The 12,810-nt window shown below is 72.2% G+C and carries 11 protein-coding genes; 8 read left to right on the top strand and 3 right to left on the bottom strand.

Annotation, left to right across the window (positions count from 1 at the left end):
• Window positions 1-254: 254 nt before the first annotated feature.
• Together ACFYMO_RS01525 and ACFYMO_RS01520 are read right to left on the bottom strand one after the other, a co-directional pair.
• Window positions 255-1,355: a hypothetical protein gene (locus ACFYMO_RS01525; protein WP_388543479.1), complete on the bottom strand. Its 1,101-nt coding sequence runs from the start codon at window positions 1,353-1,355 to the stop codon at window positions 255-257.
• 5 nt (window positions 1,356-1,360) lie between these two features.
• The gene (locus tag ACFYMO_RS01520) at window positions 1,361-2,185 is read right to left on the bottom strand and encodes a transglycosylase SLT domain-containing protein (RefSeq protein WP_366770856.1); all 825 of its coding nucleotides are present in this window, start codon (window positions 2,183-2,185) and stop codon (window positions 1,361-1,363) included.
• Between the two features lie 743 nt (window positions 2,186-2,928).
• Between ACFYMO_RS01520 and ACFYMO_RS01515 the strand changes: the two genes are divergently transcribed.
• The 8 genes from ACFYMO_RS01515 (at window position 2,929) to ACFYMO_RS01480 (ending at window position 11,508) form a co-directional block, all read left to right on the top strand.
• Window positions 2,929-3,363, top strand: a complete 435-nt coding sequence (locus ACFYMO_RS01515) for a DUF6668 family protein (protein WP_388543477.1) — start codon at window positions 2,929-2,931, stop codon at window positions 3,361-3,363.
• Window positions 3,364-3,368: 5 nt separating this feature from the next.
• Window positions 3,369-3,644 carry a hypothetical protein gene (locus ACFYMO_RS01510; RefSeq protein WP_366770858.1) on the top strand — a complete coding sequence of 92 codons (276 nt, stop codon included), beginning with the start codon at window positions 3,369-3,371 and terminating at the stop codon, window positions 3,642-3,644.
• A gap of 74 nt (window positions 3,645-3,718) precedes the next feature.
• Window positions 3,719-3,991, top strand: a complete 273-nt coding sequence (locus ACFYMO_RS01505; protein ID WP_019353991.1) for a hypothetical protein — start codon at window positions 3,719-3,721, stop codon at window positions 3,989-3,991.
• A 42-nt stretch (window positions 3,992-4,033) separates the two neighbouring features.
• Window positions 4,034-4,909, top strand: a complete 876-nt coding sequence (locus ACFYMO_RS01500; protein ID WP_366770859.1) for a hypothetical protein — start codon at window positions 4,034-4,036, stop codon at window positions 4,907-4,909.
• On the top strand, window positions 4,909-6,195 hold the full coding sequence (locus tag ACFYMO_RS01495; RefSeq protein WP_366770860.1) for a hypothetical protein: 1,287 nt from the start codon (window positions 4,909-4,911) through the stop codon (window positions 6,193-6,195). Before ACFYMO_RS01500 ends, ACFYMO_RS01495 begins: the two co-directional genes overlap by 1 nt.
• Before the next feature lie 179 nt (window positions 6,196-6,374).
• Entirely contained in the window at window positions 6,375-7,871 is a 1,497-nt protein-coding gene (locus tag ACFYMO_RS01490) for an SCO6880 family protein (protein WP_366770861.1), read from the top strand.
• 131 nt (window positions 7,872-8,002) lie between these two features.
• The gene (locus ACFYMO_RS01485; protein WP_388543766.1) at window positions 8,003-9,439 is read left to right on the top strand and encodes an ATP/GTP-binding protein; all 1,437 of its coding nucleotides are present in this window, start codon (window positions 8,003-8,005) and stop codon (window positions 9,437-9,439) included.
• Window positions 9,436-11,508, top strand: a complete 2,073-nt coding sequence (locus ACFYMO_RS01480) for a type IV secretory system conjugative DNA transfer family protein (protein WP_388543475.1) — start codon at window positions 9,436-9,438, stop codon at window positions 11,506-11,508. The genes ACFYMO_RS01485 and ACFYMO_RS01480 overlap by 4 nt, the downstream gene beginning before the upstream one ends.
• Here ACFYMO_RS01480 and ACFYMO_RS01475 read toward each other — a convergent pair.
• A complete protein-coding gene (locus tag ACFYMO_RS01475) occupies window positions 11,480-12,700 on the bottom strand; it encodes a DUF418 domain-containing protein (protein ID WP_388543473.1) in 1,221 nt (406 codons plus the stop codon). The genes ACFYMO_RS01480 and ACFYMO_RS01475 overlap by 29 nt on opposite strands.
• Window positions 12,701-12,810: the final 110 nt, after the last annotated feature.

Here is a 12,810-nt window from a genome sequence, read left to right as displayed (position 1 = left end):
GCGCTTTACATGGCATTAGATGCGCAGCCTGCGGCGAAAGTTCACGACGGATCGAAGGGATTTCGTGAGTCGGTCACACACATCGGCGGCCGGCTCGCCCCCGAGGGACGGCCCTCGCCGTCAATCGGATATTGATGTCGCTGGTCAGCGGCCTCCCCCGGAGCTGTTGCGAGCCGCGTCGCCGCTCCGGAGCACCGCCGCTTCGTCCCCGCCGGGGACGTGTCGGAGTCCGGTCCCCCGTCGACGGGGGACCGTCAGAGCGGCCCGCCCGCAGGCTCCGCCAGCGCGTCCATCCGCAGCCGCACATGGCGCGGCAGCGTCGTGTCGTGCGCCGCCGGCCCGTCCTGTGCCGCCAGCAGTGACCATACGGAGAGCAGCGCCTGACCGCGCGTCAGCACCTTCTCGGGGTCGGCGAGCAGATACCAGTTGCCGACCGCGCGCCGCAGATACCCGTACGCACGGTGGTCACCCTGCTGATGGCAGATCCGGGCGAGCTCCAGATAGACCTCCGTCGCCCTCCCGTAGTTGCCGCCCTGACGGGCGACGAACGCCTCCAGATCACGGGCCTCCAGGGCGTAGGGGTGCTCCTCGCCGTAGCTGCGCACCGCGTGCTCCCGCAGCCGGAACGCGAGCACCATCGCGCGCTGCGCCTCGCCCTGCGCCGCGGCCCGGTTGATGTGGGACACCGCCTCGGCCAGCTCGCCGGGAACCGCCGGTCCGGTGGACCCCGCCAGGTCGGACCCGCCTGTCGGCTCGGACCCGGGGACGTCCGTCCGGGCGGCAGGCGGTGCGGGCGCCCCGGACCCGGACGTCCGGGACACGGCAGTTCCGGACGCGGGAGTTCCGGACGCGGCCACCTCCTCGGACTCGGAATCGGACTCGACGCCCGCGGACACGGGTGTCCCGCCGCCGGACTCCTCGGCGTCCGGCGACCCGGACGCCGGTGGGCCGGGCTCGGGCAAAGGCGCCGCTTCGAACCCGCCCTGCTCCGCCTCGGGTCCGGACCGCTCCGGACCCGACGGCGGCTCCTCGGCAGTGACCTCCGCCTGCGGCTCCACCAGTTGGCTCGAACCGTCCGGGGCGACCCGGATGTGGGTCGCGTATCCGCCCTCCCGCAGATCGAGAATGGTCGCCTCGACCGGCTCGCGGCGCTCCTGGGCCGCACGGTGCATCGCGTCGAGGACCGCGACATGGACTTCTTCCCCGCCTGCCACCGGCAGGCGCTCCCCGTTCAGCGCCACGCTCCCGTTGCGGGCGATGAGCGCCTCGAAACGGCCCTCCATAAGCGGCGGAACGGTGTCGCCGCCCGGTTCCGAGCGGGGACCGCGCGCCGGGCCGTCGGGGATGTCGAGCATGCGGCTCACTCTCCGCTCTGATCGGGGTCGGGGGACGGGGAATCGGAGGACGACGCGTCGGGGACGTCGTAGTCGGGGAATTCGGAGGGCGCGACGGAGCCGCCGATTCCCTCGAACCGCGGGAAGAGGGACCGGACGGTGATGACATAGCTCTGGGCCGGGCCGGACTCGGGAAGACCCTCGGCATCCTGCACCGCCTTCAGTCCGACGTCGTAGGCGGCGAGGGCGAGGTCGAGAACGCTCTGCCCCTCGGGAGCCCGGCCGCTGTCGACAAGGGGTTTGACCTTCTCGGCCAGCGAACACATGTAGCGCCCCTGCGCCATGATCGAGTCCTCGGGGTCGGTCGCCGACGTCTCGTCGTTGTCGTCCTCGTCCTCGCCGAACTCCTCGAACTTGTCCGGCGGAAGCTGCGAGATGCCCTTCTCGCCGTCGGGACCGAGCATGTCCTTGTTGAACGACGACTCGTGCTCGATCTGCGCCGCGATGACGACCGGACCGATGGCGTCGCAGATGTCGCCGGCGTCCTGGATGGTCTCGAGCAGGCCCTCGGGAACGGTCTTCTCGTCCAACTCGCCCTTGCCGTCGCCCTGGACCGACTCGGACACCTTGTCGGTGTCGATGTCCGAGGGCGAGACGTCATCGCCCCCTCCGCCACCGCCGAAGAACAGGATGAGGGCGATGATGGGCGCGAAGAGGACGCCGAGCCCGCCGAAGATGATCAGCACGACGATCAGGCCGGCCGCCGCGGCCGGCAGCGTCATGCATCCGCAGCCCGTTCCGACCAGGCCGATCATCGTCGCCTTGCCGGCCTTTCCCTCGTTCTCGCTCACGGACCGACCACCCGCCCCCCTCTCCTCTCTCCTCACCGAACGTCGCCGCGTTGCCCGAGAACGTGAACCGCTTCCGCCGAAGTCCCGTTGTGGCTCTCCGACAAGGGCAACGCGCTTGCAGATCGGAACGGGCAGGGCGACGAATCGGTTCAATTCGCCTTCCCGCCGCCTACGGGCCGGTCGCAGGAGAGCGGCAGCACAGGAATCCACGAGTCGTAGGAGAGGAGGCTGGACACGCGATGAGCGTCCCCCCACCGGCGTCGGCCGGCCGGGCGTCCGCCGGCCCGCACATGTGGGTACGCGGGCCGACGGAGCCTCAGGCGGCCTCGGAGGATCGGGAGCCGGCCGTTCAGGAAGAGCCGTCGGCGAGCCCGGCGGCTCCGGCCGCCGCGGAAGCCGCGGGGTCCGGGTCCGTACCGGTCGCCGGGGTGCACCCGGCCGATCCGGCCGCGGCCCTCCGGGGCCGTGCCGTACCGGACGGGCAGCAGTCGGCCCGGGCCGCCGCCGCTGCCCCGCCGGCCGCGGCTCCGGCCGCACCGGCGGCACCGCTGCCGGGTCCGGGCACCGCGGCCGCACCGGCTGCGCCCCCCTCGGTCCCACGCGGCCGGGGCGCCGTTGCCGTCGACCCGGCGGACCGGGCCGCCTGGCCGCCCGCGGCGGCCGGCCCGGCCGCCGCCGCACCCGCGAGCCGGTCACCGCACCCTGCGGCGTCCGGAGAGCCGGCCGCGTCCGGCGGCGGTCCGGTGAGCTGGGTCGGCGCCCACGGCGGCGCCGGAACCACCACGCTCGCCGACCTGGTGGGCGGGCTCGACCTGGGACGCCGATGGCCCGATCCGTCCCAGGGCGAGTCCGGCCGGGTGCTCCTGGTGGCGCGGACCCACGCCTCGGGGCTGCGGTCGGCTTCGCGGGCGCTGGAAGCGCTGCACTCGGGAGAGTGCCCGGCGGGGCTGGATCTGCTCGCCGTGGTCCTCGTCGCCGACGCACCCGGGCGGCTGCCCTTCCACCTCGCGCAGCGCGTCCGGGTCCTGCGCTCCGTCGCCGACGTCCACCGGGTGCCCTGGGTCCCGGCGTGGCGGGGGGAGATGCGGACCGGAGCCGCACCGAAGACCGTCCGCAGCCTCGCCGAACTGGCAGGAACTCAGCTCGCCCATCCCAAGAAGCGGGAGAAGACACGGTGACCGCCATGAGCCAGATGCCTCAACTGCTGGCCGACGAACTCGCCCCCTACAGGCCGGGCGGCGACGCCAATCAGATCCTCAGTTGGCTGGCCTGGTTCGCGTCGGGGGCAGGCGTGCTCGGAATCATCATCGTGGGCACCCAGATGTCCCTCCAGCTGCGGCGCGGCGAGATGGGCGAAGGTGCCACGTATTTCCGCGGGTTCTTCATCGTGCTGATCGCCTCGGTCATCGCCACGACAGCCGCGCCGCTCGTGCAGTGGTTCGGCCCGCTGACTCCCTGAATGACGGCCGGATCCTCCGGCTACGGCGCTTCGCCGCACACACGTCCCAGTCGACACACCTCGCAGGAGAACCGATGAAGACCACTCTGCTCAGCCTCTACATGGCCGTTCCGCAGCCCAAGCGGCAGGCCCCCGACGGCCTCGGGCCGAAGATCGACAAGATGCTCGGCCTGGCCGCCTGGGCCGGTACCGCGGCAGGCGTACTGGGAATCGTGATCACCGGCGCCATGATGGGCATTTCCCTGAAGCGCGGCGAGAGCTCCGAACACATGAGCCGGCTCGGCATGGTGCTGGGCGGCTGCTGCCTCGTGGCCTCCGCGGGACCTTTCGCGAACTGGATCTTCTGAAGAGACGGCAACTCCGGGGCACCGAGGCGGGAATGAGTGGCAATGTTCGCACGCAAGCAGGACGACGAGGCGGTTGACGCGCCTTTCTGGAAACAGCGCGGATGGGTGTTCTCGGCCGTCTTCCTGGCAACCGCGCTGGTCATCGCGGCCGTTTCGTACTTCACCGGCCCCGGCGGGACCGACGACGGCGCCGGGGCGCCCCGGAAGGCCGAGAAGGGGCCGCTCACCTCGCACCGTCCGCAGGAGCCCGACCGGGCCGGTCGGGCGGCGGGCGAGCGGCCCAAGGGCTGCCACACCGAGGACGAGGACAGCGGAACCCCCGAGGAGAAGAGCACCGCACGCACGGACGAGCAGAACGCCGGAAGCACCGAAGAAGGCGGGAGCCAACCGGGGGCTGACGGGACGAATCCTTCCCGCCCGGCCTCGCCACCCGAGGACGTCGCCTGGAAGACCCTCGACCGCATCAGCGTGCCCACCTCGCCGTCGGCCGGACCGACACGGTTCGACGGACCGGTGTGGTGGTGCTACGCCCACACCCCGATGGGCGCCGTCATGGCGGCACACGGCATTCTCACGCACATGAGCAGCGCCGACTGGCGCACTGTCGCCGAGCAGCAGCTCGTCCCCGGGGAGGGCAGGAAGCAGTTCATCTCGCAGCGCTCCACGGTGTCCCAGAAGGATGTGGAGAACCAGCAGCCCGGGGTGTACTCGGGATTCTCGGTGCCGTCGTACTCGAAGAAGGCCGCCGAAGTGCGGCTCCTCATCAAGAGCGCGAGCGGGAGTCTGAGCGGGACGACGGTCTCGATGCGCTGGGACGGCGGCGACTGGAAGGTCGACCCGCGGTCGAACGGCTCCCTCTTCTCCTCCGCCACGTCCGCGATGAGCAACGGCGGATACGTCAAGTGGGGGGCTGCCTGATGGCCGCGTGCGGCAGCACGGGTAATCCGATCCTGGATTTCGCGAAGGGATTCTTCGACTTCCTGGGCGATCCCATCGGCACGATCATCAAGGGCATCGCGAACGCCATCATGACCGGCGCGCTGTCCGCTTTCACCGCGGTCACCGAGGCGATTCCCACCTTCTCCACCACGGCGTCCAGTCCGGTGCACAACCAGGTCAAGTACGTCGTCGTCTATCTCGCCATCGGCTCCCTGCTCTTCGCCTGCGTCCGCATGGCTTCGGAACGCCGGGTCGACGCCGGGCAGACCGCCCTGCGGGGCATGGTACGGCTGATCGTCGTGGCGGGCGGCGGGACGACCATCATGGCCGCCGCCGCAGGGGTCGGTGACGGCTACGCCGACTACCTCTTCAAGGGCGCCGTGAACGCGCAGATCCAGAACATGGGGTGCGGTTCCTCGGAAGACGTGCCGTCGTTCCTCTACCTGATCCTCGCGTTCCTGCTGCTGATCGCCGCCGTGGTGCACGGGATCCTGCTCTATGTCCGGCTCGGCGTCATGATCGTGCTGTTCGGCACTCTTCCGCTGGCCGCCGCGGCGTCCATGCTCGACTGGGGCGGCAGCTGGTGGCGCAAGCACATCGGCTGGATGCTCGCCTGGCTGCTCTACAAACCCACCGCGGGTCTCGTCATCTACGCGGGCACAGCCCTGACCACGGGCCAGTACGAGGGAGCGGAGAACGAGAACATCCACACCAAGATCGCGGGCATCTGCGTGATGCTGCTGTCCGCGATCTCGCTGCCCGCGCTGCTGAAACTGGTGGTGCCCGCCACCGCGGCTCTCGGCGGCAGTGGTGCCTACTCCGGCGCTGTTTCCGGTGCGGCCGGCGGGATCGCCTCGGGAGCCAAGTCGGTCGGATCCGCCGCGGCCGCGGGCGGCGGCGGCAAGTCCGGTTCGGGCGGCAAGTCCGGGGGGACCGGAGCCACCGGACCCTCGGGCGGCGGCGGCAAGTCCGGGGGCGGCGGTCTCGCCACTGCGGCGACGGGCAGCCGGTCGAGTGGCGGCGGCGGTGGTGGTCCGGGCAGCACCGGTGGCGGCTCGGGCGGTGCCGGTGGCGGCGGCCGGGGCGGAGGGGCCCCCAGCGGTGCCGCACGCGGTGCCGCCGCCGGCCCGGCCGGTGTCGCCCTGGTGGCGGCGTCCACCGCCAAGAATGCCGCCAAGGGCGTCGGGAATCTCGTCAGCGGCGCCGTGGAGGACGCGGACGGGGGCCGCGCCCAGCCGAGCGGAAACCACGACGACAGCCGATGAGCGGCTGTCCGGGGCCGGGCGGGTACCGCCCGGCCCCGGACACGGCACCGTGTCGCCCCGTCCGGATCCGCGGGTCCGGGCCCGGCACCGCACGCGGGCCTCCCCGCTCCGCCGAGAGCCCTCACCAGTACAGGACTTCACCCTCTCTCCCGCGCGGGACACGGAAGGAAGCCATACCCATGTCAAGCCATGCCGCATCGTCGAGTCCCACATACGGGAACTGGCGCCGGCCGAGGCGGCCAGGTCTCGGGCCCTTCGGCATGATCGGAACGGCGGGCGTCTTCGGCGGACTCATCGTCACGCTGCTGGCCTCGCTGTTCTCACTGGCCGCCGCCATGGTCATCCTCGTTCCGACGGCGGTTCTCATCTCACCGCTGATGATGCGCACCCAGGACGGGCGCAACATGTATCAGCTGATCGCCGTGCGCATCGCCTGGATGCGCCGCAAGTCCAAGGGGTCGACCACCTATGTGTCCGGCCCGCTGTCGCGGCGGGCCGCCGGACGGTTCCAGCCGCCGGGGCTGCTGGGGCGGATGCAGATGCGCGAGGGCAGGGACGCCTACGACCGGAACTTCGGCGTCCTGTTCCACCGCAGCCGCAACCTCTACACCATCGTGCTGTGCTGCGAACCCGACGGCGGTTCCCTGGTCGACCCGGACCAGGTCGACAACTGGGTCGCCTCGTGGGGCGGATGGCTGGCGCGGCTGGCCCACGAGCAGGGGCTGCGCGGTGCCTCGGTGATCGTCGAGACGGCTCCCGACTCCGGGACCCGGCTCGCGCACGAAGTGCTGCCGCGCCTCTCCCCCGACGCTCCCGCCGCCGCACGGGCCGTGATGGAGGAGGTGGTCGAGCGGTATCCGCAGGCGTCCTCGGAGATGCACACCTACATCACCCTCACCTACGGCCTCCCGCCCGGACAGAAGCTCAAGCACGACGAGCTGATCACCGACCTCGCCACCCGCATCCCGGGCATGCTCTCCGGGCTCGTGGGAGCGGGCGGCGGCGTCGCCTACCCGCTGTCCGCCGAACGCATCGCCGAGGTCGTACGGGTGGCCTACGACCCGGCGGTCGCCGGTGAAGTCCTCGACATCCGTACCCAGTACGGCGGTACCGGCCTGGAATGGGACGATGCCGGCCCCTCCGCCTGCGTCGAGGATGTCGCCTCCTACCAGCACGACTCCGGTGTCTCCCGCACCTGGATGCTCACCCTCGCACCTCGCGGCACCGTGCGGGCCAACGTGCTGCGCGGCCTGCTGGAGGCCTCGCCCGGCACCCGGCGCAAGCGGGTGGCGCTGCTCTACCGGCCCATCGACCCCGCGACCTCGGCCCGCATCGTGGAGGCCGACCGGCGCGCCGCACAGTTCATGGCCACCTCCGGACGCGGCATGGTCCAGGCCAGGGCCGCGACGGAGGTACGCGCCGCCGAGCAGACAGCGCAGGAGGAGGCCACCGGCGCCGGACTCGTGGAGTTCTCCCTGATGCTGACGGTCACCGTGGACTCCGCAGAGGAACTCGCCGACGCCAGCGCCACCATGCGCAACCTCCAGGGAGCGGCACGGCTGTCCATGCGCCCGGCCGACCGGATGCAGGCGGCGGCCTTCAGCTGCACGCTCCCGGTCGGGATCCTCCCGTGGGAGCTGACGCTGATCCCGCGCGACCTGCGGGAGGCGCTGTGAGCCCGCGCGACAGCAGGAGCAGCGCAAAGCAGCAGAAGAAGAAGGCACCGCCACGCAGGGAGCCGATGGCGCCCTCGCGCGGCTGGCCGGGACCCGGCGGCGGCCAGGTGGGCGGCATGGACCCGCCCACCATGTGGCGGGCCACGACGGTGCAGGCCTGCGGGCTGTGGCCGTTCGCGGCCGGCTCGGGGGCGCCGATGTCCGGCGTCCCGCTGGGCCAGCATCTGCACACCGGCGCGACCGTGTGCGGGGATCCGCTCTCCTGGTTCACCCGGGCCCGCTACATCTCCAACCCGTCGCTGTTCATGCTCGGCATGCCGGGTCTCGGCAAGTCCACCCTGGTCAACCGCATGCTGATCGGACTGTCCGCGACCGGTGTGGTGCCGCTCGTCCTGGGCGACCTCAAGCCCGACTACGCGGACACGGTGCGCGCCCTGGGGGGACAGGTGATCTCCATCGGGCGCGGCATGGGCGGCATCAACCTGCTCGACCCCGGCGCCATGGGAGCCGCGGCGGCCAGGATCGGCGGCTCGGCGGGGCAGGCGCTGGAGGCCGAGGCGCACGGACGTGTGCTGAACATGGTCGCGGCCCTGGTCACCATCGTCCGCAACCGCCCCATGGACGACCACGAGCAGGCTGTCCTCTCGGCCGTACTGCACCATCTGCGGGAGCGGACGCCGGCCGGGCGTGCACCGGTGCTGCCCGATGTGCTGAGAGTGCTCAGCGAGGGGCCGGACCGGGTCCGCGCCGTCACGCTGGACCGCGGGGACGAGTCCCGGTACCGGGATGCCGTCGATCCCCTGCACCGCTCGCTGCTGGGCATCCTGGACGGCCCGCTGGGCGACACCTTCGCCTCGGAGACCTCGACCCGTATCGACCTCAACACACCCGCCGTGTGCATCGACATCTCCCGGATCGGCGAGTCGGACACCCAGCTCACGGCGGCGGCGATGCTGGCGGCATGGTCCGACGGGCTCGGCTCGGTGGCCGCGTCCCACGCGCTGGCCGACGCGGGCCTGACCCCCCGGCGCTGGTTCTTCACGGTGCTCGACGAGCTGTGGCGGCCGTTGCGCGCCGCGTCCGGCATCGTCGACCGCATCGACGCGCTCACCCGTCTCAACCGCACACTCGGGCTGGGCGACGCCAAGATCACGCACACGCTCAAGGACGCGGAGTCGCTCGGTACCGAAGCCGACAAGGCGAAGGCGCGCGGCTTCGTGGAACGCGCCGGCATGGTCGTGTGCGCGGGGCTGCCGCGCGCGGAGATGGAGGAACTGGGCAAGATCGTCGGACTGTCCCAGCGGGAGATCGAGCTGGTCTCCTCCTGGTCGTCACCCCCGGGCTGGGCCATGACCGGCGAACGTGAGGAACCCCCCGGCCGGGGCCGCTTCCTGGTCAAGGTGGGCGGCCGGCCCGGCCTGCCGATCAGGGTCAGCATCACCGACACCGAGCGCCACCTGCACGACACCAACACCCGCTGGGCGCAGAACACGCAGCCGGCGGCGGAGGAGACCTGCGCGGCCGTCGAGACCGGCACCGGACCGGAACAGGGCAGGAGAATCGCATGAGTCCGAGCGGGGCGGGGGGCGTGCACGGCCGGGATCTGTGGCCCTGGGCCATCGTGGGCGTGGTGGTGTGCGCCCTGACGACATCCGCCGGGATGTGGCTCGGCGGGACGCTGGGAGCCGCGCTGAACGGCACCGGCTGGCATCCTCCGGCGTTCTCCGTCACGCTGCCGGCCACGCTGCTCACCGAGGGCTCGGAAGCGCTGTGGCCGCAGGCGTCGCCCGTCGCGGTGTACTGCGGGATCGTGCTGGTCTTCGGGGCCGCCACGGCGGCGGTCGTCGTCCCCGTGTGGAAGCTGGTGTCCCGATCCCGGTCCCGTACCAAGGGCCTGGCCGGACGGCGGGAGCTGGCCGCCATGCTTCCGGCCGGCATCGCGAAGCGCGCCCGGGAACTGCGGCCCTCGCTCAAGGACGAGAGCGAACTGCACCCGGACCAGACCGGGAACCTGCTCGGCGATCTGGAACCGGACGGGCCCGAGCTGCGCTCCTCCTTCGAGGACGTGGAGCTGGACCTGATGGCGCCGCGGGCCGGCAAGTCCACCGGCATCGCGGTGCCCCGGGTGCTGCGGGCCACCGGCGCGGTACTGCTGACCTCCAACAAGTCCGACGTCTACGCGGTCACCCGAGCGGAACGGCAGAAGACCGGTCTGGTGTGGACGTTCGACCCGCAGGGCATCGCGCACACTCCGCGCGGCATGTGGTGGAACATGCTGGCGGACTGCCACACCATCGAAGGCGCCCGCCGGTTGTCCGGGCACTTCGTCTCCTCCGTCAACGACGACGCCTCCAAGAAGGACTTCTGGATCTCGGCCGCCCAGAACACGCTCACCGCGCTGTTCCTCGCCGCGGCGCGCGGCGGGGCCGCGGTCACCGACCTGCTCGGCTGGCTCGCCGACCCGGCCGACCGCACCCCGATCGACCTGCTGCGCGACGCCGGCATGGTCGCCATGGCCGAACAGCTCCAGGGCACCGTGCGCGGCGCGGTCGAGACCCGGGACAGCATCTACGAGACCGCACGGCAGTGCGTGGCCTGCCTGCTCGACCCGGAGATCGCAGCCTGGGTCCAACCCGATCCCTATCTGCCGGAGTTCCGCCCGCACGAGCACGTCCTGGGCCGCGACACCCTCTATCTGCTCTCCAAGGACGGCGGCGGCTCGGCAGCCGGTGTGATCGCCGGACTCGCGGACGCCACCCTGCGCGCAGGGGTGATGGCCGCCGAGCGGATGGGGGGCCGGCTCGACCCGCCGATGACGGCCGTGCTGGACGAGGCCGCCAACGTCTGCCGCATCTCCGACTTGCCCGACCTCTACAGCCACCTCGGATCCCGCGGAATCAATGTCGTCACCCTGTTGCAGAGCTACCGGCAGGGCTCCCGGGTGTGGGGCGAGGCGGGCATGGACGCGCTGTGGAGCGCCGCCACCGTCAAGCTCCTGGGCGCGGGGCTGGACGACGCCGACTTCGTGGACAAGGTCTCCAAACTCGTCGGCCAGCAGGACGTGAAGACCGCCTCCTACTCGCGCGGCAAGGACGGCGGCTCGCACTCGGTCTCCTACCGGCTGGACCCGATCCTGCCCCCGGACCGGATCCGGGCCCTGCCCAAGGGCACGGCCCTGCTCCTGGCCACCGGGATCCGTCCGGCGCTCATCCGGCTGCGCCCCTGGTTCAAGGAACCAGGGGCCGGTGCCGTCTCCGCAGCGGCCAAGGCCGAGTCCGAGGCGATCACCCAGCGGGCCGCACAGGCGTGGACGGGACACCCGGCGGGCGCGGCGCCGACGGGCATGGGCGTCGGCGTGGAGCACGTGGCGTACGCGGAGTCCGCCGGGTACCCGGCGGACGGTCCCTACCCGGGCGACGTCGGGTATCCGACCGACGCCGCATACCCGGGCGACGCCCCGAACCCGACCGATGCCGGGTACCCGGCGGACTCCCCGTACCCCGGAGCGCCCACGTACGAGGCGAGTCCGGGCGCCGCGGGTGCCGACGCCGCGCGGAGCGGCAACGGCGTGCCGGACGGCGCGCCTCGCGGGCACTCCGACCAGTTGCTCAAGTGGACCCGCGAGGCGACGTCCTGACCGCCGTGGCCGGAGGCGACTCCGGCCGGTGCCCGCGGCCCCGGGTCACGTTGTGCAGCAGCCACTCCACCGGCCCGTGCCGGAAGCGGCGCACCAGCCCGGCGCTGAGGGCCAGTTGCACCACGTAGCAGCCGCAGCACCCGGCCAGTACGGGCACCAGGCCGACGCGGCCGCGGAGGGCGAGCCCGTATCCGGTGAAGACCAGCGCCATCACCAGTGACTGGGCCAGATAGTTGGTGAGCGCCACCCGCCCGGCGGGGGCGAGCATCCCGCCGAGCCGCCGGCCGCCCCGGGTACGCAGCACCAGCAGCAGTCCGCTGCCGTACGCGGCGGTCAGGGCCGGGGCGGTGAGCACACCGACGGCCGTACCGATGTCGTACCAGCGCTCGTCCAGCGGCCCGTTGCGGCATACGGCTGTCACGACACCGCCCGCCAGGCCGACGGGGAGCCCGTAGCCGACCAGCCGCCGTGCCCGGTCGCGGTACCGGTCGAACTCCGCGAGCAGCTGCCGCTTCCCCGCTGCCAGGCCCACCAGGAAGGCCGCCAGGATGTGCGGCGCGTAGAGCAGATCCCCGGCGAGCAGGTCGTGCCATTGCGCCAGATTGGCCTGCACGACGGACCCCGGACCCCCTCGGTAGGCCGCCGCTGCGGTATCGGTCCCGGGGGGCGCGGCGCCGCCCGGCGCGGTGGCTGCGAGGGCGAGCAGCCCCCTGCCGAGCAGCAGGGCGCCGAGGGAGACGACGAGCACGGCGGCCGCTCGAACAGCCTTGTGGGGGGCCAGGCCGCGGGCGGCGAACAGCACCAGCCCCAGCACCGCGTACGTCATCAGGATGTCGCCCGGGAACAGCAGCACGGCGTGCGCGAGCCCCAGGCACCACAGGCAGAGCAGCCGGCGAAGCTGCCGCCCCGCGAAGCCGGCGCCCGCGCGCTCGGCCGAGCGCGCCTGGAGGGTGAAGCTGTACCCGAAGAGGAAGGCGAACAGCAGATAGAACTTGCTGCTGACCAGCGCGGTGACGAGCCAGCAGACGATCCTCTCCCCCACGGACCCGTACGGCCCCTGCCCCGCGTACGGATCGGCCATCACCTGCACGTTGACCAGCAGGATGCCGAGCAGCGCGAAGCCGCGCAGCGCATCCACGTCCCGGATGCGCCGCGTCGGCTCCCGTGGCGTTCCCGGGCCGGTGGGGGGCACCGTCCGCCCTCCACGCTCCTCTTGCGGTACCAGCATCGAACACCACGACGGGGCGCACGGCGGAACGGTTCACCGCCTGCTGCGAGTCCGCCCTGTCCGATGGTGAACCG

The sequence above is a fragment of the Streptomyces sp. NPDC007025 genome (genome assembly GCF_042869455.1).
Taxonomy (GTDB): domain Bacteria; phylum Actinomycetota; class Actinomycetes; order Streptomycetales; family Streptomycetaceae; genus Streptomyces.
This window is presented reverse-complemented; position numbering and strand designations above follow the sequence as displayed.

What these genes read in the sequence shown, in the direction of transcription:
- ACFYMO_RS01525 (WP_388543479.1), bottom strand. Translation starts at nt 1,355, where the DNA reads ATGCTCGACATCCCCGACGGCCCGGCGCGCGGTCCCCGCTCGGAACCG.
- ACFYMO_RS01510 (WP_366770858.1), top strand. Translation starts at nt 3,369, where the DNA reads ATGAGCCAGATGCCTCAACTGCTGGCCGACGAACTCGCCCCCTACAGG.
- ACFYMO_RS01505 (WP_019353991.1), top strand. Translation starts at nt 3,719, where the DNA reads ATGAAGACCACTCTGCTCAGCCTCTACATGGCCGTTCCGCAGCCCAAG.
- ACFYMO_RS01500 (WP_366770859.1), top strand. Translation starts at nt 4,034, where the DNA reads ATGTTCGCACGCAAGCAGGACGACGAGGCGGTTGACGCGCCTTTCTGG.
- ACFYMO_RS01495 (WP_366770860.1), top strand. Translation starts at nt 4,909, where the DNA reads ATGGCCGCGTGCGGCAGCACGGGTAATCCGATCCTGGATTTCGCGAAG.
- ACFYMO_RS01490 (WP_366770861.1), top strand. Translation starts at nt 6,375, where the DNA reads ATGTCAAGCCATGCCGCATCGTCGAGTCCCACATACGGGAACTGGCGC.
- ACFYMO_RS01485 (WP_388543766.1), top strand. Translation starts at nt 8,003, where the DNA reads ATGTGGCGGGCCACGACGGTGCAGGCCTGCGGGCTGTGGCCGTTCGCG.
- ACFYMO_RS01480 (WP_388543475.1), top strand. Translation starts at nt 9,436, where the DNA reads ATGAGTCCGAGCGGGGCGGGGGGCGTGCACGGCCGGGATCTGTGGCCC.